At 62.6% G+C, this 21,645-nt stretch carries 28 protein-coding genes; 21 read left to right on the forward strand and 7 right to left on the reverse strand.

What is annotated here, in order from left to right:
• Nucleotides 1-416 precede the first annotated feature (416 nt).
• Nucleotides 417-917 (reverse strand): ClbS/DfsB family four-helix bundle protein, encoded by a 501-nt coding sequence (locus BLQ77_RS08050; RefSeq protein WP_089957642.1) that lies wholly within the window; start codon nt 915-917, stop codon nt 417-419.
• Nucleotides 918-1,174: 257 nt separating this feature from the next.
• Entirely contained in the window at nt 1,175-1,771 is a 597-nt protein-coding gene (locus tag BLQ77_RS08055; protein ID WP_089957645.1) for a TetR/AcrR family transcriptional regulator, read from the reverse strand.
• A 78-nt stretch (nt 1,772-1,849) separates the two neighbouring features.
• Here BLQ77_RS08055 and BLQ77_RS08060 point away from each other — a divergent pair, with 78 nt between their 5' ends.
• The 10 genes from BLQ77_RS08060 (at nt 1,850) to BLQ77_RS08100 (ending at nt 10,236) form a co-directional block, all read left to right on the forward strand.
• Nucleotides 1,850-2,443, forward strand: coding sequence for an NAD(P)H-dependent oxidoreductase (locus BLQ77_RS08060; RefSeq protein ID WP_089957648.1), 594 nt, complete (start codon nt 1,850-1,852; stop codon nt 2,441-2,443).
• 345 nt (nt 2,444-2,788) lie between these two features.
• Nucleotides 2,789-3,010 (forward strand): zincin-like metallopeptidase domain-containing protein, encoded by a 222-nt coding sequence (locus BLQ77_RS08065; RefSeq protein WP_089957650.1) that lies wholly within the window; start codon nt 2,789-2,791, stop codon nt 3,008-3,010.
• On the forward strand, nt 3,007-3,402 hold the full coding sequence (locus BLQ77_RS08070) for a DUF2958 domain-containing protein (protein WP_089957653.1): 396 nt from the start codon (nt 3,007-3,009) through the stop codon (nt 3,400-3,402). Before BLQ77_RS08065 ends, BLQ77_RS08070 begins: the two co-directional genes overlap by 4 nt.
• Nucleotides 3,403-3,516: 114 nt before the next feature.
• Nucleotides 3,517-4,005 (forward strand): RadC family protein, encoded by a 489-nt coding sequence (gene radC, locus BLQ77_RS08075; protein ID WP_089957656.1) that lies wholly within the window; start codon nt 3,517-3,519, stop codon nt 4,003-4,005.
• 116 nt (nt 4,006-4,121) lie between these two features.
• Nucleotides 4,122-6,248, forward strand: a complete 2,127-nt coding sequence (locus tag BLQ77_RS08080; protein ID WP_089957661.1) for a ParB/RepB/Spo0J family partition protein — start codon at nt 4,122-4,124, stop codon at nt 6,246-6,248.
• Nucleotides 6,249-6,345: 97 nt separating this feature from the next.
• The gene (locus BLQ77_RS08085; RefSeq protein ID WP_089957664.1) at nt 6,346-6,651 is read left to right on the forward strand and encodes a hypothetical protein; all 306 of its coding nucleotides are present in this window, start codon (nt 6,346-6,348) and stop codon (nt 6,649-6,651) included.
• Between the two features lie 416 nt (nt 6,652-7,067).
• Nucleotides 7,068-7,232, forward strand: a complete 165-nt coding sequence (locus BLQ77_RS28135; RefSeq protein ID WP_110476885.1) for a hypothetical protein — start codon at nt 7,068-7,070, stop codon at nt 7,230-7,232.
• Between the two features lie 327 nt (nt 7,233-7,559).
• Nucleotides 7,560-7,958 (forward strand): hypothetical protein, encoded by a 399-nt coding sequence (locus BLQ77_RS08090; protein ID WP_446000277.1) that lies wholly within the window; start codon nt 7,560-7,562, stop codon nt 7,956-7,958.
• Nucleotides 7,958-9,004, forward strand: a complete 1,047-nt coding sequence (locus tag BLQ77_RS08095) for a DUF7146 domain-containing protein (protein ID WP_089957667.1) — start codon at nt 7,958-7,960, stop codon at nt 9,002-9,004. The genes BLQ77_RS08090 and BLQ77_RS08095 overlap by 1 nt, the downstream gene beginning before the upstream one ends.
• 305 nt (nt 9,005-9,309) lie before the next feature.
• A complete protein-coding gene (locus BLQ77_RS08100; RefSeq protein WP_089957670.1) occupies nt 9,310-10,236 on the forward strand; it encodes a DUF2493 domain-containing protein in 927 nt (308 codons plus the stop codon).
• Between the two features lie 228 nt (nt 10,237-10,464).
• On the opposite strand, the gene BLQ77_RS08105 is transcribed toward BLQ77_RS08100, so the two are convergent.
• The 5 genes from BLQ77_RS08105 to BLQ77_RS08125 all read right to left on the reverse strand — a co-directional run bounded on the left by BLQ77_RS08105 (nt 10,465) and on the right by BLQ77_RS08125 (nt 14,927).
• Nucleotides 10,465-11,409, reverse strand: a complete 945-nt coding sequence (locus tag BLQ77_RS08105) for an aldo/keto reductase (RefSeq protein WP_089957673.1) — start codon at nt 11,407-11,409, stop codon at nt 10,465-10,467.
• Between the two features lie 2 nt (nt 11,410-11,411).
• Nucleotides 11,412-11,999: an AAA family ATPase gene (locus BLQ77_RS08110; RefSeq protein ID WP_089957675.1), complete on the reverse strand. Its 588-nt coding sequence runs from the start codon at nt 11,997-11,999 to the stop codon at nt 11,412-11,414.
• Nucleotides 11,996-12,577 (reverse strand): 3'-5' exonuclease, encoded by a 582-nt coding sequence (locus BLQ77_RS08115; protein ID WP_089957679.1) that lies wholly within the window; start codon nt 12,575-12,577, stop codon nt 11,996-11,998. Before BLQ77_RS08115 ends, BLQ77_RS08110 begins: the two co-directional genes overlap by 4 nt.
• Entirely contained in the window at nt 12,574-13,710 is a 1,137-nt protein-coding gene (locus tag BLQ77_RS08120; protein ID WP_089957682.1) for a radical SAM protein, read from the reverse strand. Before BLQ77_RS08120 ends, BLQ77_RS08115 begins: the two co-directional genes overlap by 4 nt.
• 68 nt (nt 13,711-13,778) lie before the next feature.
• The gene (locus BLQ77_RS08125) at nt 13,779-14,927 is read right to left on the reverse strand and encodes a DUF3800 domain-containing protein (RefSeq protein ID WP_089957685.1); all 1,149 of its coding nucleotides are present in this window, start codon (nt 14,925-14,927) and stop codon (nt 13,779-13,781) included.
• A 755-nt stretch (nt 14,928-15,682) separates the two neighbouring features.
• On the opposite strand from BLQ77_RS08125, the gene BLQ77_RS08130 reads away from it, so the two are divergent.
• The 11 genes from BLQ77_RS08130 to BLQ77_RS08175 all read left to right on the forward strand — a co-directional run bounded on the left by BLQ77_RS08130 (nt 15,683) and on the right by BLQ77_RS08175 (nt 21,541).
• Nucleotides 15,683-16,006, forward strand: a complete 324-nt coding sequence (locus tag BLQ77_RS08130) for a DUF736 domain-containing protein (protein WP_089957687.1) — start codon at nt 15,683-15,685, stop codon at nt 16,004-16,006.
• Nucleotides 16,007-16,201: 195 nt separating this feature from the next.
• Nucleotides 16,202-16,450, forward strand: a complete 249-nt coding sequence (locus BLQ77_RS08135; RefSeq protein ID WP_058099626.1) for a helix-turn-helix domain-containing protein — start codon at nt 16,202-16,204, stop codon at nt 16,448-16,450.
• Nucleotides 16,451-16,543: 93 nt separating this feature from the next.
• Nucleotides 16,544-16,819 carry a DNA -binding domain-containing protein gene (locus BLQ77_RS08140; protein WP_089957690.1) on the forward strand — a complete coding sequence of 92 codons (276 nt, stop codon included), beginning with the start codon at nt 16,544-16,546 and terminating at the stop codon, nt 16,817-16,819.
• A 106-nt stretch (nt 16,820-16,925) separates the two neighbouring features.
• Nucleotides 16,926-17,225, forward strand: coding sequence for a transcriptional regulator domain-containing protein (locus BLQ77_RS29820; protein WP_375360199.1), 300 nt, complete (start codon nt 16,926-16,928; stop codon nt 17,223-17,225).
• Entirely contained in the window at nt 17,191-17,700 is a 510-nt protein-coding gene (locus BLQ77_RS08145) for a DUF2285 domain-containing protein (protein WP_242661652.1), read from the forward strand. The genes BLQ77_RS29820 and BLQ77_RS08145 overlap by 35 nt, the downstream gene beginning before the upstream one ends.
• A 137-nt stretch (nt 17,701-17,837) precedes the next feature.
• On the forward strand, nt 17,838-18,119 hold the full coding sequence (locus BLQ77_RS08150) for a helix-turn-helix transcriptional regulator (RefSeq protein WP_089957692.1): 282 nt from the start codon (nt 17,838-17,840) through the stop codon (nt 18,117-18,119).
• Between the two features lie 20 nt (nt 18,120-18,139).
• Nucleotides 18,140-19,312 (forward strand): replication initiator protein A, encoded by a 1,173-nt coding sequence (locus BLQ77_RS08155; protein ID WP_089957775.1) that lies wholly within the window; start codon nt 18,140-18,142, stop codon nt 19,310-19,312.
• Nucleotides 19,312-19,833 carry a DUF2840 domain-containing protein gene (locus tag BLQ77_RS08160; RefSeq protein ID WP_089957695.1) on the forward strand — a complete coding sequence of 174 codons (522 nt, stop codon included), beginning with the start codon at nt 19,312-19,314 and terminating at the stop codon, nt 19,831-19,833. The genes BLQ77_RS08155 and BLQ77_RS08160 overlap by 1 nt, the downstream gene beginning before the upstream one ends.
• Entirely contained in the window at nt 19,830-20,372 is a 543-nt protein-coding gene (locus tag BLQ77_RS08165; RefSeq protein ID WP_089957698.1) for a S26 family signal peptidase, read from the forward strand. The genes BLQ77_RS08160 and BLQ77_RS08165 overlap by 4 nt, the downstream gene beginning before the upstream one ends.
• Nucleotides 20,373-20,438: 66 nt before the next feature.
• A complete protein-coding gene (locus BLQ77_RS08170; RefSeq protein ID WP_089957700.1) occupies nt 20,439-20,774 on the forward strand; it encodes a DUF736 domain-containing protein in 336 nt (111 codons plus the stop codon).
• 2 nt (nt 20,775-20,776) lie between these two features.
• Nucleotides 20,777-21,541, forward strand: coding sequence for a lytic transglycosylase domain-containing protein (locus tag BLQ77_RS08175; RefSeq protein ID WP_089957703.1), 765 nt, complete (start codon nt 20,777-20,779; stop codon nt 21,539-21,541).
• Nucleotides 21,542-21,645: the final 104 nt, after the last annotated feature.

A 21,645-nucleotide genomic window follows, 5' to 3' on the forward strand; every position in this document is an offset into this window, starting at 1 on the left:
AGAGGACAGCATGGAACGGAGAAGATACGCCCCCAGAGTCTGACGGCCCAAATGGTTATCATGGACCTTGCCGGTAATGAGACCACGGCGCGTGCGTAACCCCATCAAGGCCACGGCCAGCGAGCCGATTAACAGGCCGGATACATATGAACGATTTCCGAAATCGTGCCGAATTCTCGATTGCGAATAGCAGCCGACACATACATGTGGGCCGACAGCGACGCCGCCGCATGGGTGATCAGGGGCTTGGCCCGGCGGCGCAGCGAAGGTCGGGAAGGAGCCCAAACTACCGAATGCTGCGGCTTATAGGATTGGCAGCTTTGCTGTACTGAGTTCGTCACAGTCATTCAGGCCACGAACTGTAAATCTCGTTTTCTTGAACTTGAAGGCCAGACCTAAGGATAGCTCAGACGGCTTCATTTTGCGTTTCGCAACGCCTTTCGGATGTAGGTGTTTGCCGATCGGAAATGCGATGGACCTGACGCCTCTGCGAACCGTCCAAGCGTCCACTTGCCGGTCCACGCGTGTGCGCCACTGGTGTAGAGCGATTCATTATCTTGTGATGCAATAAACCGGCGCAAATTGTCACAAGCAGCCTCAAAGTCGGAAAGCAAATCTGCCCACTGCGTCTCGTTACCTTTCTCGTAGAGCGGGGCGTTGTATTCCTTGAGCTGGTTCCATTTGTAGCCCTTGGCGGGGACATGCACCTCGCGGCCCTCAACACCGTCTTCGTACCAACCGTGGAACATGCCCATCCAGTGAGTGCGGTGTGCGATCACACCCTTGATCGTAGTGTCGTCATCGAGGGCCGACAAAGAGGCTTTTGCTTCGTCGACGCCATCAAGCGTTTTGCGGAGCTTGGCCAAGTCTTTATCGAAAACGGCGAGTAGATCGATTTTGTTGGTTGCTGCTGGCATGCTGAACACTAAGCCACTGAATTAATAAGATCATTGACGTACATCAAGACGCCAGAGTTGTCTCAAGCGCGATAGCCGACCTTGGTAAGTCGGCAGCGAAAGCCTGGTTTGTCCGCCCTCCGGAACTTGGCGGGTCCGGGGCGTGCTGCAACCGCGATGTATGGCTGCTTTCGTGGTTCCGCACGCGGTGGAGGCTTGGGCGCTCGACGGCGGCTATGGATGCGCCGCTGCTGTCGAGCCGGGCGATGGATCCCGCCCTACATATCCCGATCAGGCATTTGCTTGGGACTCAGCCAAGCCTGCAGCTGGATTGCCAGTCGATCTCTGAGGGTCTTGTCGCCATGCTCTGTGCAAAGGCTCAGAGCCACCGAACTGACGGAGAAAGCCTGGATTCCTTCTGACTGAAGCTCAGCCGATATGTCCTGCCGAAACGGTCCACCCTTCAACTTCTGGACCAGGATGCGGTCGTACCGACAGATCGCCTTGGCGATGGCCCCGACCTTTTCGACGGCAAGCGCCCCTGACAGACGCAGAAAAATATCAAAGACATAACGCTCGCTCGAGAGAAAACTCAGAAGCGGCATGATGCTCTCCACCACGTGTGCGATAGAGCGAAAGCCGCCAACGGCGTCCAGATCGTCGAGCAGCGCGTCGACCCGCTCGCCGATCAGGATATCCATCAAAGCGTCCTTGTCGCTGAAATGTGCAAAGAACGTGCCTTTCGCCACGCCCCCGGCGGTGACGACCTGTTCGACCCGGAGATCCGCAAAGCCGGAGTCCGAGACAATCTCCCTCGCACAGCCGAGAAGCCTTTCCCGTGTCTTGACGCTTCTGAGCTGTTTTGCGCGGGCCATGGGGCCTCCTATCCAGATTATTGACCGCGGTCAACATAGGGGATAACAAATATGACCGCGGTCAATTCAGGAGTTCCCATGGCCCCCAGACGCATCTTTGTCCTCAACGGACATCCCGGTAAAACCTCGCTTTCCAGGCTCTTTTCCGAAGACTACGCGCAGGCCGCGGTGCAGGCTGGTCACGAACTTCGGATCACCCATCTGCACGATCTGGACTTCGATCCCGATTTCGGCGGGGCCGGCTACCGTGCCGCCAAGCCTCTCGAGCCAGATCTGGAAGCGGTCATGGCCAATATGGACTGGGCCGAACATCTGGTTTTGCTGAGCCCCATGTGGTGGGGCGGTCTGCCCGCCAAGTTGAAGGGCCTATTCGACCGCGCCCTGCTGCCCGGCAGCGCCTTCGACACGCGCGCCAAGACCTGGCTGGGATCGCCCCGGCCGCTTCTGGCCGGACGCACCGCGCGGCTGATCATGACCTCGGATACGCCGCACTGGTTCTTTCGGCTCGTCCACAAGGCCGCACTGGTGCGCCAGCTTCGAATGCAGATCTTTGGATTCGTCGGCATTTCGCCTCTGCACGTCACCCATTTTTCGGCAGTCATCAATTCATCGCCCGAGACGAGAGCGAAGTGGTCCCGAAGGGTGGCCAGCCTTGGAGCGCGCGGAGCGTAGGTTCAAGACAAATGGCATAGTGACCTTGGCGCGCCAAATCTTGCTGCAGGATCCCACCGATGTCTGGTTTGGCGAAGCTGCGACGCAGCGCGGCCAGCCAGACGAATGACCGCAACGGGCCGACAGCGGCGGATAGAGTGGGCATGGCGCACCTCCAGCCGTGTCTGCTTTCTGGGCTTCGCTGGCATCTGAGCATTGTGCAGCATCGCGCTCGTTAGCCAGGCAGATTTGAATGTTCGACGCGCGCCGTTCGGGTTTCCACAGGTCTTCGCCGTAGTCTGCACGAACGCCGATAGTGACCGACAAGGCATATCTCGCACTTGACTGTCAGGATAAATCGCCGAGATTTCGAGCGCGTTCTGTTGCGCCTCGCTCGGGATCGTCCCGACTGTGCGCCACGCCGATTACATCGGCTCCTGGCTGGAGGTGATGCGCGAGGATTCCCGCGCGATCGTCCGCGCCGCCTCGCAGGCCAGCAAGGCGGCCGACTGGATGCTGGCCCATCTGCCCGACGACAGCACCGATGTTGAGCGGCAGACCCCGACGGAAGGGAGGGCCGCGGCATGATCCTCCTGACCGACACACAGCGTGACCGTTTGCTGCCGAATGGCCGCGATCGCGATCAGGATCACATTCCGGTCGTGAAGTTCTTCAATCCCTTCGGCGCCGGTGTCTGGCTCGCGACCGAGCTCGACGAGGACGGCGACATCATGTTTGGCCTGGCCGACATTGGCTACCCCGAACTTGGCTCCTGGAGCCTCAACGAACTGCGCTCCATTCGGCTGCCCTTCGGCATGGGTATCGAGCCGGATCTGCTGTTCACGTGGGATCTCCCGATCTCGGTCTGGGCCGAGGCCGCCCGGGATGCCGGCAGCATTCGCGATGCCGAGCGCCTGCTTTATCGCTCGGGCCGTCTGCCAGGCGGGACACGTCCCGATGCGGAGCCCCGGCGTTCCTGAGATCCACGCTCTTCAGCTTCGGCGCCGCTCTCTTCGCTGGAAGAGGGCGGCGCTTCTCCTCGTGACGCGGTGAAAGTTCGGCGCCCGGCCGGCTGCCCGTCGGAGAACAGCGCCATGACACGAAACACGAGAACACCCGCCATCGAACCGCAGCCGCTCCGGTTCTCGGCCCAGGAGCAGGCCGTGGTCTATGAGGCCCGGCAGATCCTGCTGCGCCATCTCAACCAGAACCCTGTCCTGACGTCCTGGCAGGCGGTCCTCGACTATTGCGCCTTGACCATACGGGGCGATGTGGAGCGCTTCCATGTCCTCTATCTCGACCGCAGGAACCGGCTGATCTCTGACGAATGCCTCGCCATCGGCACCATCGATCACGTCCCGGTCTATCCCCGGGAGGTGCTGCGGCGCTGCCTGGCGCTCAATGCCTCGGCGCTGATCATCGTCCACAATCATCCGGCCGGCGATCCCGAGCCCTCAGCCGCCGACCTCGCGATGACGAAAGAAATCCGGAACGCCTGTGCGTCCCTTGGGGTAGTGCTGCACGACCACATCATCACCGGTGCTGGCCGGGAGACCAGCCTGCGTGCCCGCGGCGAGCTCTGATGGGTCTGCGCGTTCATCCCCGGCTCGGCCACGAGAGGGAGAGGAGGGTGGGGGTTTCGTGACGGGCTGGTTGCCGGAGAGAGAGGCTCCCCGGCGTCCGTCATGGAGACCCTGACATGGCCACTGCCACGCAGAAAATCACCCTGTCGTCCTCGCGCGACATCCCCTTCAACAAACTGGTGCTCAGCCAGTCCAACGTCCGTCGCGTGAAAGCCGGTATCTCGGTCGAGGAACTGGCCGAGTCCATCGCCCGCCGCGGGCTGATCCAGTCCCTGCATGTCCGGCCCGAGCTTGACGCCGAGGGTCAGGAAACCGGCCTTTTCGAGGTGCCGGCTGGCGGCCGCCGCTATCGCGCGCTGGAGCTTTTGGTCAAACAGAAGCGCCTCAACAAGACCGCGCCGGTGCCCTGTGTCGTCTCGGAGGCCAGTGACGACATCCTGATCGACGAGGTGTCGCTGGCCGAAAATATCGAGCGCGCCCCGCTGCATCCGCTCGACCAGTTTCGCGCCTTCCAGAGCCTTCGTGAGAAGGGCATGAGCGAGGAGGAAATCGCCGCCGCCTTCTTCGTCGACGCCAGGGTGGTGAAGCAGCGCCTGCGCCTGGTCTCGGTCTCGCCGGCGCTGCTCGAGACCTATGCCGAGGACGGCATGACGCTGGAACAGCTCATGGCCTTCACCGTCTCCGAAGACCACGCCCGGCAGGAACAGGTCTGGGAGGCGATCAAGGATGGCTGGCAGAAAGAGCCCTACACGATCCGTCGCATGCTGACGGAAACCACGGTGCGGGCCTCCGACAAACGGGCGCTCTTCGTCGGCATCGAGACCTATGAGGCAGCGGGCGGCTATGTGCTGCGCGATCTCTTCCAGCAGGACGATGGCGGCTGGCTCCAGGACCCGGTGCTGCTCGCCCGGCTGGCAGGCGAGAAGCTGAAGGCCGAGGCCGAAACCATCGCCGCCGAAGGCTGGAAGTGGATCGAGGTCGCGGCCGATTTTCCCTATGGCCATACCAGTGGCATGCGCCGTCTTGTCGGCACCACCATCGACCTGACCGACCAGGAGCGTGCCGAGCGCGAAAAGCTCCGCGACGAGTTCGACGCGTTGGAGGCGCAATATGCCGAGGTCGACGAACTGCCCGACGAGGTGGACTCGCGGCTCCGCGAGATCGAAGAGGCGCTGGAAGCCTTCGAGACCCGACCGATGCGCTACGACGCCGATCAGATGGCGCGCGCCGGTGTCTTCGTCAGCATCCGCCATGACGGCCAGCTCGCCGTCGAGCGCGGCTATGTCCGTCCCGAAGACGAGGCGGCGGAAGGTCCCGAGGGCGATGACGCCGATGGTGCATCTCCCGAAGGCGGCGAGCCCGGCGGCGTCCAGCGCGCTGTCATCACCGTGGGCGGCACGGCGGCCGAATCCGAAGAGGAAGAGGACGTCGAAACCATCCGGCCTCTGCCGGACCGCCTGGTCAGCGAGCTCACCGCGCATCGCACGCTGGCGCTCCGCGATGCCGTGGCGGCGAACCCGCATGTCGCGATGACGGCGCTGCTGCATCGGCTGGTCACCGATTGCTTCCTGCCGCAGTCCACCAGGGGGTGCCTCGAGGCCCATGTCCGGGAAGTTCATTTCCCGGCGCAGGCCGATGACCTGGGGGAGAGCGCCTCGGCGCGCGCCATCGCCGAGCGGCACGAACGCTGGGGTGATCATATCCCGGCCCACGATGCGGCGCTCTGGGACTGGCTGGTCGATCAGGACGACGACACCCGCATGGAGTTGCTCGCCCATTGCATCAGCTTCGGCGTCAACGCCTTGCACGAGAAGCCCAACCCCTATGGCGGTATGGGCGTCAGCCAGCACGGGCTCGACGTGCGCCTGTCCCAGGCCGACCGGCTGGCGCGGGCGACGGACCTCGACATGGTGGCCGTGGGTTGGCGGCCGACCGTCGGCAACTATCTCGGTCGCGTGACCAAGCCGCGGATCATCGAGGCGGTACGCGAAGGTGCCGGCGAGCGGGCGGCCCAGCTCATCGACCATCTGAAGAAAGGGGATATGGCGAAGGAGGCCGAGCGCCTGCTGGCCGAAACCGGCTGGTTGCCGGAGCCGCTGCGCATGGTGGATCGCGATGCCGATATCGCTATGGACGCCGGGGTCGATACGGAGGCGGATGATCTGCCTGAATTCCTTGCCGGGGACGGCGAGGATGAAGACGCCACGGAGGACGAGGAGCAGTCCATGGTCGCCGCCGAATGATGCTCAGGCGGGGTGGCCTTTGCTGCCCCGCCACATCCCTTCCGTTTCCGCAACTTGCCCGGTCCCCGTGACCGGGCTTTTCCTTTGGAGTAACCCGATGCCCGCGACGATCGATATCGACCGAATATTCCGTGAGAACCGCGCCAGTCCGCCATCCGAACGCACGCTGCCTTGGGAGGAAACCCGCGATGGCATCACCGTGGTGGTGGAGCCGAAGCCCCATTGGGCGGAAGACATTCGCGCCTTCCGTCTCGAAGCCCGCGAATATTGCCGCTATGCCGATTGGACCGCGAACGGCGGTCATGCCCGGTTCTACGGTCATATCGACACCGGCGGTGACGACGTGATGATGAGCGCGCGCGCCCTGATCGACCACGAGATTGCCGATGGGCTCTGGGACTGAAGGCCCGTTCACGTCTGACGATAGCCACCGCGGTCGTCGTGTCGTCGGCCTGTATGGCACCAATTCCAGCTTCACCACGGTGCCGCTCATCATGTTCGGCATCGGTTTCCGCCCCGTCCTCGAACACACTCCTGATGCCAGCGCGGCGGCAAGGGCTGGCAGGGCGAAACATCTGCAGTGGGGGGCTCCGGCACCTGTCGGATGCAAGACACCACCCCCGCTTCCATTCGCTAACCTTGGTCTGATCCGTCTCTTTGACATTCAACCCCGGAGGGGTCGGCTTACGCAGACGCGCCGCCCTCGGGGATTCGGAAAAAGTCCGAACGCCCGAGGGTGAGTGCAGATCCGGTCAAACACGTCGGGCGCCTGTCGCGCGGGGGATGGTCCCCTGCCTCCAGTGACAGGAGCCAGTCCCGATGTCCTATGCAGATGCCACCGCTTTCGCCGCCAGCCTCGCCGCCACGCTGATGGTTGTAGTCGTCGTGTTCCAGGCCGGGGACGGAACCCACGGCGCCATGCCCGCCGACGAGTTCGACGGCGATGAGGACATGGTGAAGCTGGAACTGGATCCATGGGAGTAAGGCGCGAAAGCGCCTCACCCCAAACGGCCCGAGCGCGGAGACCCGCGCTTCGGGCCTTCAGTGACTCACGATGGTCCCCCATCGTCGGCAGCGGAACCGGGAACAAGCCCGGTCAGAGAGGAAGAGTGCGGGCCTTTCGGCCGTGACGGGTTAAGGGCTGGAGTGAGAGGCTCACCGGCGCCCGTCATGGAGTGATCCCGATGACCGCCTTTTCCAGTTCCGACACCTTTCGTCCCATCGGTCAGATCGTTGCAACCGAAGTCATGCCCGTACTTCCCCGGCTGCGGAGACTGCCGACGCAGGTCTCCTGCCTCGGCACGGAAAGTCATGAGGGTGGTGAAAAAGCCAACAGTTTCGATCGCACCATTCCGCTTGGGGAGTGCCCGTCCGCCGAAGACGCCATGCGCTTCGCATCGTTGCGCCTGTCACAGGGCGACATTTGCACCACGCCGGACGGCTGCCGCACTGATCGAGGGCCGGACAATCTTCGACCTGGCCGAAGGGCTGCAACTGCGCCGGCCCCGTGTCATGGGCACTAGCCGGATTGAACTGACGGGCATCACCGACTCGATGCGCAAACGCCTGCGGGCCTATGGGCTCTTCAGCGAGATCATCTCTTGGAAGCTGCGCTTCTTCGTTCCGGTGGACGCATCGGGGCCGGCGATCATCGGCAAACTGCTCGACCGTTTCCCGATCGAGCGCATTTCCGAGCGGGAGGCCGCGTGATGGCACGTCTCAACGCTTCCGAACTGGCGCAGCGTCTCGGCCGAGAGGCCGAGGCGGTGTGCCGCCACTATCTGTCGAACGGGCGCAAGCAGGGCAATTACTGGCAGGTCGGGGATGTACGAAACACGCCCGGTCGTTCGATGTTCGTCCGTCTGACCGGGCCTGAGGCCGGTAAGAGTGCGGCTGGAAAATGGACCGATGCCCAGAGCGGCGAGCATGGCGATCTGCTCGACGTGATCGGCGAAAGCCTCGGCCTCATCGACTTCGCGGATGTCGCCGAAGAAGCCCGCCGCTTCCTAAGCCTGCCGCATCCCGAACCGGAGCCAAAGTCCCACCGATCCCGAACACCGCAAGCACCATCAGGATCGTCCGAGGCGGCCCGTCGCCTCTGGCGCATGGCGCAACCGCTCGCCGGCAGTCTCGCAGAGACGTATTTGCGGACACGCGGCATTATGGACTTACGCGGAACCGAAAATCTGCGTTTCCATCCGACCTGCTACTGGCGGCCGGAGGGCGATGGGCCGACAGAGGCATGGCCCGCCATGATTGCCGCGGTGACCGACCTCGATGGCAAGATCACCGGCGCGCATCGCACCTGGCTCCTCCGCGACGGCTCCGGGAAAGCGCCAGTCGATCCGCCGAGGAAGGCGATGGGGGACCTGCTCGGAAACGCTGTCCGGTTTGGTGAGGTGCAGGATGTCATGGCAGCGGGTGAAGGGATCGAAACCATTCTCTCGCTGCGCCAGGCATTGCCGATCATGCCGATGGTCTCCGCACTCTCGGCCGGACATCTCGCTGCTATCCTGTTCCCGCCGCAACTGCGCAGGCTCTACATCGTCCGCGACAACGATCCGGCAGGTGACGCCGCACGGGACAGCCTGGTGGACCGGGCCATCGGTGCCGGGATCGAGGCGATCACGCTTTCGCCCATGCTGGGAGATTTCAACGACGATCTCGTCAGCTTCGGCCTGGAGGCGCTTCGGGCGCAGATCCGGGTGCAGATCGCCCCCGAGGACGTCAGCCGCTTCATGGCGCTTGCGTCATAGCCAGAGAGGGCCGTGAGCGGGGACAATCGATCCCGTCATGGGCAAAGGATTTCAGCACCTCGGCAAGAGGTCCGCGCCTTGGCCTTCTTGAGAGGGCGAGCGGCCCACAGACGCTCCGGCCCGGCAATGGCGGCGCCCGACTGATTTCCGTCGGCGGCGGAGCCGCCTTTACAGCGCGAAACAAATCAGCCGGGCTTTGCCATCACGGCCCTCGCAAAGAGCTCGGCTGTCAGACCGGAGCGCCCGTGGGCTTGTCGTCGCCATGAAGGCCGCGACGGTCGCGGTCCAGCCGAAGGACACATCCCATGTATGCCCATGACGAATTCGAACCCGATCACAGCACATCTCCCACTGGCCATGTCATTGAAGCGCTCGAACTCTATGGCTACCGTCCAGCCGAGGGCGAGGCCGATCCCCGGATCACGCCCGAGGACACCGCCATCCAGGGCGCGGTTGCCGACATCTTCGATGCTCTGATTTCCACCATGGCCGACACCAGCCTCGATTTCGACCTCGACGAGATCATGTGGTCCAACGTCAACACCTTCCACCGCGCCGTGGAACGGATCGAACGCAAACTCGACGATAACGAGCAGGCGCAGAAGCGCCTTCAGCGCGAACAGGACGGAAGCGAGGTGAAATCCGTCCAGCTGGAGACCCTGATCGGCATCGGACAAAACCTGATCGAGCGCCGCGACAGCATGGAGACCTTCCGCGACGCTGCCGCCGACCTCTTCCTGCGCACCACAGGCACGCCCTGGTCGCCGCGCACCGGATCACGGGTCAACCATCGCCAGATGACCTCGGCCATGATCGACAGCCGCGACTTCATCGCCGCGAAACGCAGGGCCGACAACGAGGTGCTGCTGCCCGCCGGATCAAAGATCGCCTTCTCGGGTGGTGACACCACCGATCACCGGACGATCTGGGCCAAGCTCGATCAGGTCCACGCCAAGCACCCGGACATGGTGCTCATGCACGGCGGATCGCCCAAAGGCGCGGAGCGTATCGCGGCCAGTTGGGCCGACAATCGCAAGGTGCCGCAGGTTGCCTTCAAGCCGGACTGGGCCAAGCATTCCAAGGCCGCGCCGTTCAAGCGCAACGATAGGATGCTCGACACGATGCCGATCGGGGTTATCGTCTTCCCCGGAACCGGGATTCAAGAAAACCTCGCCGACAAGGCCCGCAAAATGGGCATCCCGGTCTATCGATTGGCAGAGGGCGGCGCGTGAGCGCCTTGCTTCCTTGAAGCATGCTGGATTAGCAGGTTTGGGGCCGCCCCCGGCCTGTCCGGTTGACGGGGCCCGACCGGGTTGCCCGTCATTCAAGACATCCGCTCTTCCGTGTTGGCCGCCGCCATTCCCAGGCCGCTAGCCGCCTTTTGGAACCTGCTATGCGTTCATTCACTCAGAAGAGGCGCCCAACGGCAGGAGATTCAGCCCAGAGCATACCATGTGCTTTCAGACTGAAGTTTTCTGGGAAATTTTGTCTTCGATGTTAAGGGCACGGACCGTGGTAAGACCATCGAGATCATCAAAAATCACGGAAACTTGGCTCGGGGATCGACAGCCGGGAATCGCAACGACGTTGGCTCCCTGAGCCAGAACCCATGCTAACGCCCGGCGCGCGGCGACTAACTCCCCAACTTCCATTTCGACACCATAACCATCGCGATGCGGGTGCCCGCTCGTAGAGCGCTGCGCAAAAGCCACCATTGATGTCCTGAGATCATCTGGCTGTGAAGGCTTTGAGCCTGTCAGGATACCCCTACCCAATGGGGAGAAGGCCATGAAGCAGGCGCCCCGCGCCATGGCGGCAGCGACTTCCTCCATCTTCTGGCCGGTCACCAAAGAAAGCTCGTTCTGCACAGCCCCAAGGGTGTGTGCCACCGGCCGTCCTGCGATTTGGTCGGCAGAAACGCTGGAGAGCCCGAACTCGCCCACCTTGCCCGCGGAGATCAGATCCTCGATGCAGGCCTGAACATCGTCGTCAGGCGTATCGGGATCGCTGCGATGCTGGAGCAGAAGGTCGATGCGATCTCGCTTCAGGCGTCTCAATGAGGCCTCGACCGATTGCCTGATGGCTTCGGGCCGACTATCGCGATATAGACTGCCCCCAGCATCGGAATAGAGGCCGAACTTGGTGACGATGGTCGCATTGGGTAGGCCGCACAGTACTTCGCCCAGCAACGTTTCGTTCGCGCCGTTGCCATACAGCGGAGCCGTGTCAAAAAGTGTCACGCCGTTATCTAGGGCTGCGGTGATTGTTGCGACGGCTTGCTCACGGCCAACGGCGCCATAAATCCCGGTCAGCGCCATGCAGCCGAGGCCAATGCGGCGCTTTCCCGCAAGGGCGATCGCCCGGGCTTCGGCGATCTTGGCAGGATCATTCTGCTCGCGGGCCATTATCAGACTCCGCGGTGTTTATCGTCGAAAGCTGCGATGGCGAACGCCAAGGCTGCGTCCGCGCCGCCATGGCGCAGAAGGTGGCGGTCGGGCATGAACCTGTCGACTACTCGGGTCACCTCCTCGGCGGCCCTGGCGCGGAAAAGCACATCCCCGTCCCGCCCCTCACCGAGTTCGACGGATGGATCAAGGACCGTCACGAAGGCGAGGTCGTATTCGGGCGCCCAGGCCTCGCAGATCCGCTCCAGTGCCTGTAAGCGGGCGGGTGCTATTGACCTCGAGGTGTGCAGGAGCGCCGCCTGAAGGTATCCGAGAGCGTCCGCAACAGGACGGTCCACGAGGATGACGTCTGCCGAGATGGTGGCCTCAGTTTCCAGTTCGATGGCCCTGGCTATCAGCCAGGCCGTGCTTTCAAAGGTATGGTCTGCAAGGATCGGGAAGCCTTTGTCCTGGGCATTGACCGCGCTGTCGTGAACGTAGGCCACGGCAAGCCCGCGCTGCTCGAACAACGCCTTCAGACGTTTTAGGAAGGTCGTCTTGCCGGTGGAATGCGTTCCTGCGACCGCAATGCGGAATGGGGCGCGTCTCACAGCAACGAGCCTTGGGCGCCGTCGAGAATGTCCGCTCCGGCAAGGATCGCTCGCTGGTCTTCCTCTGTCCGGTCACGCAGCATGTGGTCCAGAAGGATAGCTGACAACGCCGCATCAAAGGGAGCAGAGTGGCTCTTCCCGCCGGTGATTTTCTCAGCCAGGGGGCTCAGGCCCAGCTTGGACCCGAGGTACTCCAGCCCATGCTTTTCCTCCGCGGGGAGTAGGCGCCGCGCGATCTTCAACGTGTCATAGGCCGCTGTGGGTTCCCACCCTTCAAGCGCGTGGCTGAGGATGTCTACCTCGACCTTGACGTTATGACCGACGATGGCCTTGTCCTCGAGCCACAGTAACACGTCATCGGCCACATCCTCGATATCCGGCGCATCGACCACGTCATCGTCCCAGATCCCATGGATGTGGGACGCCATCGGGGAGATTCCCTTCTTCGGCTTAAAGCGCCAATGCTTGCGGCGCCCGGTCAGGGTCAGCCCCTTCATCTCGGCGATCGCCAGCTCGACGATCTCAGGGGGGGATTTCCCGCTGCCCTCAACATCGACAGCCCACATTATCTCGTTCAATTCCAGCCCTCCTCGGCGCGGCCGTGTCGCTCAGGCAGATGCGGCTGTGTACGATCATGCACCTGGAACCCCAGGGAATGCTGGATGAAATAGCGCTGCTGCTCGGTGCTGTTCTCAACAATCACCTTTCCTTCAGCTATTTCAATCCGTCCAGGGTCCAGACCGACCATCTGGACGAGCGATGACAGCCGGTCGGGTGAGGGCCTCCGATGCACCGCTGCGCAGATCCTGATCTGGTCCGGCGGGCAGATGTCGCATATTTCCCGGATGCCATAATGACCGTTGTAATCGGCTTCGCCGTGCGCGTAGGCGATACCACAAGAGGTCTTGCGGAAAATCGGCGCGCCAAAGTATCGGCGCAGGATGTGTTGCTCGACCTCGCGCGGGAGGATCTTGCGCCTGGGCACGTCATGATAGAAATCCTCGACGCCTGCAGAACGAAAGTGAGCACGAATCTCCTCCCGATGGAACAGGCCAGTGAAGACGGTGGCGTCCACGAAGCCCGACAGTGCACTGGCCCTGGCGATACATTCATCGGTGTCGTTTACGCCGGCTATTATAGGGCGCCAGTAGAGGATCCTCTTGGTGCGGCTGGCATAATCGGAAAGTACCTCAAGCGACCTTTCTGCGATCGCGCTGTCAACCGGTTCGAGACGAGGGTCCGCAATGCCAGACCAAGTCACCAGAACTGTGACCTTGAGATGCTGCAGGCGCTCGAGGCGCTCAATATCCTCAGGCGTGACCTTCCAGCGGGTGATTACTAGAACGTGATTTCTGAACTCGTGCCCATCTAGCAGTTCGAGAGTGTGCAGCATGTGCTGCTTCACGAGAGGCAGAAAGGGGTCGGTCGCGCGATTGAATATCTGGACTGGGGTGACATGGGGTACGAATGCCCAATGTGCGATCAGCGCGGCCACAGCCTGTTCATCATCCACCACGAGGTGAGGACGCTTCATCTCGAAGTTGTCGAACATATGACGCACGCAGTAGCCGCAATCGAGCGGGCACCCGACAACGTGGTTCAGACTGAGGCCGGATTTCCGGTATTCTACGACATTGCGAAGGCTGGCTGGTAGGTCCTTGGGTGCTTTTCTAAGATGCTTTCCCCGCTCCAGATCGCTGACCGATTCCATTACAAGTTCCTCCCTGATCCCACGCTCTTTCCGCCAGGGGGGCGGATATTTCTATTCCAAATTGACGTTTAGAAATAATTCGCTCTTGAGGTTATGCCGAGAAAACGGATCAGACTCTCTGGCGCCACGATGTTCACCCCTGTGCCCCGCTCGCGCTCGCTGGTAATTACAATGCGGTTGAATATGGCCATTCTGTCAACATCCATTGCGATTCCACCCCAGACGACGTCTTGGATATATCTTGCCACAAAGCCGGCGAGGACATCAGAAATCTGAATGCCGATGGAGTCGTGAGAGTGTATGAACTCCAGTTTCGCAGATTCTGAGAACTCGAAATCCGCCGTCTTGAGCGGCAGCTTCATGTTCTGGGCGGTGAAACCCTCCATCAACCCCTTATTTTGGCGCAGAACGTCGTTGAACTGAAGCTGCTCGTCATGGAAGAGCGTCACGCCCGACACCTGCTTTTCGAGGAAGCGGTTGATCCGGGCATAGATGTGGGTGAACGATGTCAGATTTGGCAGGACCCATAGCAGCCTGCCCTTGGGTGAGGTATCCGGAATTGGCAGAGCGCTCTCCACCGCCTTTGCCTTCGGCAGCTTCCGAAAATCCTTGAGGCTGTCACGGGTAAAGCGGACGAAAGCATCGGCAACCCCTTCGGTTGGAAGCCGGCTTTTCTGAGCCCATCGGATGATCTGCTTGTAGAAGTCGCGGACCTCTACGTAATCTCGGCTCTGGCAGCAAGCGATGAAGGCTTGGGCTAACTCAGGCGGCCCATAAATCGCCATATGATCCGCAATCACCCCCTTTATCCATAGCGAGCGCGGCTGAACGTCGCACGGCCCGAGATAGGGCACGACGATCCGATCTATGATATTCGCGATAACGAAATAGTGCTTGTCGACGGCCTCGATGAAGATCGGGCAACCGCGCTCCTCGAGCAGATCGAGAAGGTCGGAGACGAATTGTGGCCGGTTATACGCCTGTCGAGATTTCACTTCCGGAGATTGGATGCGATGCGCTGTCCTGAGGACTTTGAATCTCTCCATGAACGCATCGTCGATGTCGCAGCCCACTGCGGCAAGCGTGAACATGCGCTGCTCAAAACCGTAGATTTCGCCCCCTGCCGTGGTCAGATCGCCAGTATTTCCGCTTTCATCGATATAGTATGCCATGGGCACCGAATGGGCGCGGTCTATGGAGGCTTCTGTCTGTCCCATGGTTTGACGGCCCTCTCATGCATGTTCGAAAAGTCACTTCCTCCAGTCTGATCGAACGATGAATATTTGACCAGCTAGAAGCCATTGCACTTTCAACTGCCCAGCTCGCTCGAACTCGCGAGGCCCGTGGTGAGCTGCACCACTTCTTGTCCTATGATTTCTGTAGCTCCCGTTGCACGATGGGAGCCATCACGCGTGTTTCGCTGTGCCACTCATCGAAGGACAGTTTTGGAAAATGTGGCAACGCAGCATCCCGATCGTCAGGATGCCGGTATGGAGCGGTGTGCGGATCGGCATGAGGCCCACGTCGCGGCCCATGGCCGTGAGTTGGAGGGGGCGGACCGTTCGAGCGGCAGATCGCACCTGTGATCGGAGGAGGCCCGCCGGTCGAGGCGCACGGACAACGACGCGCATGGCCTGTCGCGGGTGAGCGAACCCGCCGGTGGATAGGCCGGTCAGCCTGGCAGGCATCCGCGGTCGCCATCGTCTCCGTTCTGACCCGTCCATGTCTGCTCCATACGGCCCTTTCAATGGCCTGATCTGGCCGAAGACCGGCTGTGCCTCGACCGGCTTGGCGCAACAGCGCCGCCATAACTCTCTTCCCCTGTGCTGCGCCCATTCCGCGCGAGACAAGAAAGCTCCGCCTTTGCTGTCCAGCCCCCGGCAGGCCGGGGTGCGCCGCCGGTCGTCTTTGGCCTGTCGATCGCCATCGGGCCGCAATGGTGCGGACCCGGAAACGGAAAACGGAGACTACAATGGCGACCATCGGCACCTTCAAGAAGACCGGTAACGAATTCACCGGCGAAATCGTCACCCTCAGCGTTCAGGCCAAGGGCGTACGCATCGTCCCCGACACCCGCGCCGCCGGCGAGAACGCCCCCAGCCACCGGGTCCTGGTGGGCCGCGCCGAGATCGGCGCCGCCTGGTCCAAGCGCTCGGGCGAGGGCCGCGACTATCTGGGCCTCAAGCTCGACGATCCGAGCTTCACCGCCCCGATCTACGCCAATCTCTTCGATGAGGAGGACGGCGAGAGCTACGCGCTGATCTGGTCCCGCCCCAACGGTCGCCGCAGCGAGTAGCGGCGCCGTGAGGCCCCGGCCGACAGGCCGGGGCCTGCCCGCCAATCCGGGCAACCGAATCAGTTTTCCGAATTGGCAGTGCTAATTCGAAAGTGCGATATAAACGTAGAAGAACTCCGGTGGAGATTCTCCTAAGAACGACTATAATGGTCGTAGTTCTGGCGCGCGCGCCGGGCCGGATGGGAGGTGATCTGCATGATCACCGCCCGACAATCGCGGGCCGCGCGTGCGCTTCTTGGCTGGACACAGGAGCAGCTTGCGGATGAGGCCCGGGTATCTTTGACCGCGCTCAAGCGTCTCGAATCCGAAAGCGGACTCGAGGTCTATGAGACCACGCGCGATCAGGTTCGACGGGCTTTTGAAGCGAATGGCATTCTGCTCCTGAACTCTGACCAGGGGATTGGAGTGATGCATGTTCAGGCGAAGGCCGTCCCGAAGGGCTGAGTTTTCCGGCACGTCTCCTCGAAGAGGGACGCCCGCCGTCGCCATGCTCACAAGAAGATCGAACAACCGTGCTAAACATGCTGGCAAACCGCAATGGGGTTGCGCGTGAGAAGAGGCGAATTGCAGGATGTACCGCCGCAAGGGGCCGTGGTGACGGATTATGACCGTCGCCACATGACGCAGTATATGCGTTTGCTCGATGCTGCAGGCGAGGGCGCGAACTGGCAGGAGGCGGCGCGGATCATCCTGGGGCTCGATACGCAGAAAGAGCCTGAGCGGGCGCGCCTGGTCCACGATACCCATCTTGAACGCGCGCGCTGGCTGAGTTCCGAGGGCTATCGGCAGTTGGCGGCGGGGCGCACCGGCTGAGAAGGTGATGCGTGCCACGCATCACCTGATGCCTTGGGGCGGACTTCCCAAGTGATTGATCTCCCGGAATCCTTTCCTGAGATCAATCCAGGGGAGAGGCGATGCCATGCAACCCGACCGCTCGAATTGGCGTGACCAGGCGGCCTATGACTATCTCGATGATCTGGCCGCGCCGGAACTCGGCTGGGAATGCCTGCGCCGCAATCCCGAGTATCAAGATGACTATGCAGAACTTGTAGGGGGACCACCTGAGAGGGCTGACCTGAGGGATCAGGTCGGCCGTCGATGGGGTCTGTGCTTTCCCGATACGGCCTGGTCTGACCGCGACTGTTGCAGAGATATTCTGGCGCCCCGAAATCGATACCAGCGCCGTGGTCCTCGCGGTCGCCCCCGAAGCACTCGTTGAAGGGACAGACGCCCCAGGCGGTCAGGTAGTCGCCCCAAAGGGCAGGGCATCCCCCATTGGCAAGCACCTGCGCCACAGGCTGCCGGACGGAACATACCTGCATCTCGTCGCTCCTTTGAAACACCATGGTCGGCTTGTTGCCACTGTTCCGCTCGGCCCCGAGGGCCTCGATCGCATCGAGGCGATCCAGCGGCTCCTCGCGGACCAGCACCGCCGTCGATCAATCCCCCGCGACACCCGTCTGACCGCGCAGCAGAAAGCACGCCTGCGGCGGGTCCTCCAGGCCTCCGACGCCGCCTTCGACGGCGCGACCCAGAAGCAGATCGCTGAGGTGCTGTTCCGTACCGGTCACCTGGATCGCGATGAATGGCAGGTCTCCTCTGCCCGTTTTGCCGTCTCCAGTCTCCTTCGTGAGGGGCGTGACCTGATCGCCGGCGGCTATCGTAAGCTCCTTCGTCACCAGCGCCGCCTCTAGGTCCGCGATCCCGCGCCGCGGTGTGCGAATTTTCCTCTGCCAACTCCCCACTGCATCTGACCGGACGCGCTTCGCCATCGTGACCGTCATCAGCCGCTGTTTCGCGGCGCTGGTCACACACAGCAGGGAGACGCCCGATGTCCGCCATCTCAACCGAACTTCCCCCGCGCTATCTGCGCACCAAGGAAGCCGCGCAGTTCCTGAGCCTGTCGGCTCGGACGCTGGAGAAGCACAGGACCTATGGCACCGGTCCCGCCTACCACAAGCTGGGCGGGCGTGTGGTCTATGCGATCGAGGACCTGCAGGCCTGGGTTGGACGGGGCGCTGTCACGTCGACCTCCGACCCGCGCGGACAGGTGCTGCCGGCGAAACGCCACACGCTCCCGAGCCTCCCGCAGCCCGGCCGCTTCGTGCGCTGACCTTGGGGGGCGACACCTTCATGACCGATGGACGCAGACCCCGTTCCGAGCGTGGACAGCTCGATCTGTTCCGCGCGCTGCCCGGGGATTTCGCCCCAAGAGATGCGCAAGACCTCATGGCCTATCCCTTCTTCTCCCTCGCCAAATCCAAACGGGTCGCACCGATCGACTTTGCCGCTGGCAGCGTCAGCATCCGGGTCGAGGCTGTTCCTGATCACGGTATGGCCACGATCTGGGATGCCGACATCCTGATCTGGGCGGCGAGCCAGATCGTCGAGGCGCGTGACGCGGGTCTGCGCACCTCCCGGCTGATGGCCGCCACCCCATATGAGATCCTCACCTATGTCGGCCGCGGCACCAGTTCGCGGGATTACCAGCGCCTGAAGGCGGCGCTGGATCGTCTGCAGTCGACGACGATCTCCACCTCTATCCGCCAGCCGGCGGAAGGACGCCGCCACCGCTTCTCCTGGATCTACGAATGGCAGGAGCGCAGCGACAGGGACGGGCGTCCGGACGGCATCGAGCTGATTGTGCCCGACTGGTTCTACCAGGCCGTGCTCGACAATGCGCTCATCCTCACCATTGACCGGGCGTATTTCGACCTGACCGGCGGGCTCGACCGTTGGCTCTATCGCCTGGTGCGCAAGCACGGTGGCCGCCAGCGCGATGGCTGGCGTTTCGACTTCCATCATCTTCACCAGAAGTCCGGGACACTGTCGCCCTTCAAGCGGTTTGCCTTCGAGCTTCGCGACATCATCCGGCGGCAGCCGCTGCCGGGTTACACACTCTTTCTGGAGACTGAGGTTCGTGGCCGCAAGCTGCTGGCCTTCGAGCCCGCGCCGGGCTGTGGAAAACCTGTGAATGCGCTCGTGCTATCGGGAACCCGGACTATCGTGCCATCAGGAACCGGGGTCTCGTGCTATCAGGAACCCAAACAGGGTGTAACGCACGGGAGTAAAATCGGAAATCGCTCCCTTAACTTAGAGTCTAACGAAGACTCTAACTTTGAAGAGCGCGCGGATGGTGTGGAGAACATCATCCGCAGCGCAGCCAGGAGCCTTCGAAAGGCTGAGAAACCGGACGCATCGAGCATGCCTGGTGCTGCCGGATCGCTCCCGGACAGCCCCGCCTCCGACACGGTCCGTCGCCCCGGCTTGGCACGCCTTCCACTCGATCTACCAGGAGATCGGTGATGAGCGTCATTCTGAGACCCGGCAAATCATCGGCGACTGAGGCCTCCTCTTTCAGCTTCGGCGACATGACCCGCGTCGAATTGATCTGGCTGGAGCAGCAGACCGAGTTCTGGATCCGGTTCGGCAACGGGGCAGGGGAGCAGGTCCTGGACCGCAGCCGACGTGTGGTCTTCTTCATGCCGGGTTCTGTCTTCGCCTTCGTCCGCTGGGCGGCGAATGACTATGGAACCGTCGTCTCGCGCATCGACATCGTGCGCTCAATCGCGCCTGGGAGCGCCTGTCAGACGCTGCCCTTCGTGCGCCCCGGTGGCGAGATTTTGTTGAAGATCGAAGGCTGGCCCAAGGTCGAAGAGGTCTTGCGTCATATCGATGCGATCGAGGGACTCGGCATCGATCCCACCGAGGTCGATCCCGATCACTGGCGTCATGTCGCGCACTGGATGACGGCGGGAGAAGCGCCGCGTCCCTATTCGGCGGAACGCCATGCCGCATGGCTCCGGCGCCGGGAGATCGCAAAATGACCCGTGCCCGCTACATCATGGTGACGGTTGCGGCGCTTGCCGCCGTCATCGCCGGCAGCATTCCGACTACGCCACGGCTGGTCTGGAACGCCTCGGCCAGCGTGCCGATTGGTTTCTACACCATCGCGCCGGTGGACCGGCTCGCGGTGCCAGATCTGGTCGTGGTCATGCCGCCCGAACCCTTTGCAGGTTTCATGGTCACGCGCGGCTATGTCGGTCGCGATGTGCCGATCCTGAAGCACGTCATCGGGCTGCCGGGACAACGGGTCTGCCGCGACGGCGCCGCGATCACCGTCGATGGCAGACATCTGGGGGAGGCGCGAGAGCGCGACAGCCAGGGCCGCGATCTTCCCGTCTGGCAGGGCTGTCGCACGATTGCCGAGGGGGAGGTCTTCCTGATGAACCCGGCGGTCGCTGACAGTTTCGATGGCCGATATTTCGGCCCGTTCCCCACCTCGGCAGTGATCGGTCGGGCCAGTCCACTGTTCACCGACGAGGGCGGCGATGGCCGCCTCGTCTGGCACGCGCCGGAGCGGTGACGCGCGTTCATGGCGGGACGTGCCAGCGGCCTGCCTCCCATTCACCGCATGAGGAAGGAGCTTCCAATGCCACAGATCGGCCAATTCACACGCACCCCGTCCGGCTATTCCGGACAGCTTCGCACGCTCTCGCTCGACCTGGAACTGACCTTTGTTCCAACCGATAACGTCGATACCGAGAAGGCTCCTGCCTATCGTATCCACCTCGGTGACGAGGATGGTCCGGAGGTTGGCGCGGGCTGGAAACACACAAGCGAAACCGCAGGGGTATTCGTCTCAGTCCTGCTCGATGATCCGGTTTTCCGGCATCCGATCCGCGCCCGCCTGTTCCAGTCGGATGAGGAGGGCAGGGACTGGGGGCTGCACTGGACCCGCCCGAAGAAGCGCGATGAGCAGGACTGACCATGATCATGTCCAGCACCCGTCCCGCCTCGGGGAGAGGTGGCATCTGCCGCCGCATTTTCCTCCTTCTTCTTTCCGGCCTCCTCATCCCGGTCACCGCCACGCAGCCGCTGTTGGCGCAAACCGATGTGCCCGATCACGCAATTGCCGCGCATCCCTACGCCGCCCATATCGCCGAGGCGTCGCAGCGCTTCGGCATTCCGACGACCTGGATCATGGCCGTGATGCAGGCAGAGAGCGCGGGCGATCTGCGTGCGGTCTCTTCCGCTGGCGCGATGGGGCTGATGCAGGTCATGCCCGACACCTGGGCCGGGCTGCGCATCCGTCATGGTCTTGGCCGAGACTCCTACGATCCGCGTGACAACATCTTCGCGGGCACGGCCTATCTGCGCGAGATGTGGGATCGCTATGGCGATGTCGCGGCGATGCTGGCGGCCTACAATGCCGGTCCCGCCCGCTACGACGAATACCGACTGGCGGATCGTCCACTGCCCGCCGAGACGCGCGCCTATGTCGCTGCGCTTGCGCCCGTGCTGCTTGGCGAGCGGCCATCGGGCACCGCTATCACTGCAGCCCGGCTGCTCGATTGGCGTGAGGCGGCGCTCTTCATCAGCCGCGAAGAAGGCGCGTCTGCGACCGATCCTGTGTCGCCTCACCGGACGGTCGGCAGCTCTCTTTCCCCTGTCCCGGCGGCGCCACGGGCGGGCATCGCCCCGCAGGCCGAGGGCCTCTTCGTCAGGCGAGAAACTGGTGAGGCCCGGCCATGACCCGCGCGACGACACTTCGCATTCCGTCGTGCTCTGGCGTGTCTTGGTGGGCGCGAGGGGTGGCGGGAGGCACCACGACCGAAGGATGGCAGGATAAAAGGGCG

The sequence above is a fragment of the Salipiger thiooxidans genome (assembly GCF_900102075.1).
GTDB classification, from domain to species: domain Bacteria; phylum Pseudomonadota; class Alphaproteobacteria; order Rhodobacterales; family Rhodobacteraceae; genus Salipiger; species Salipiger thiooxidans.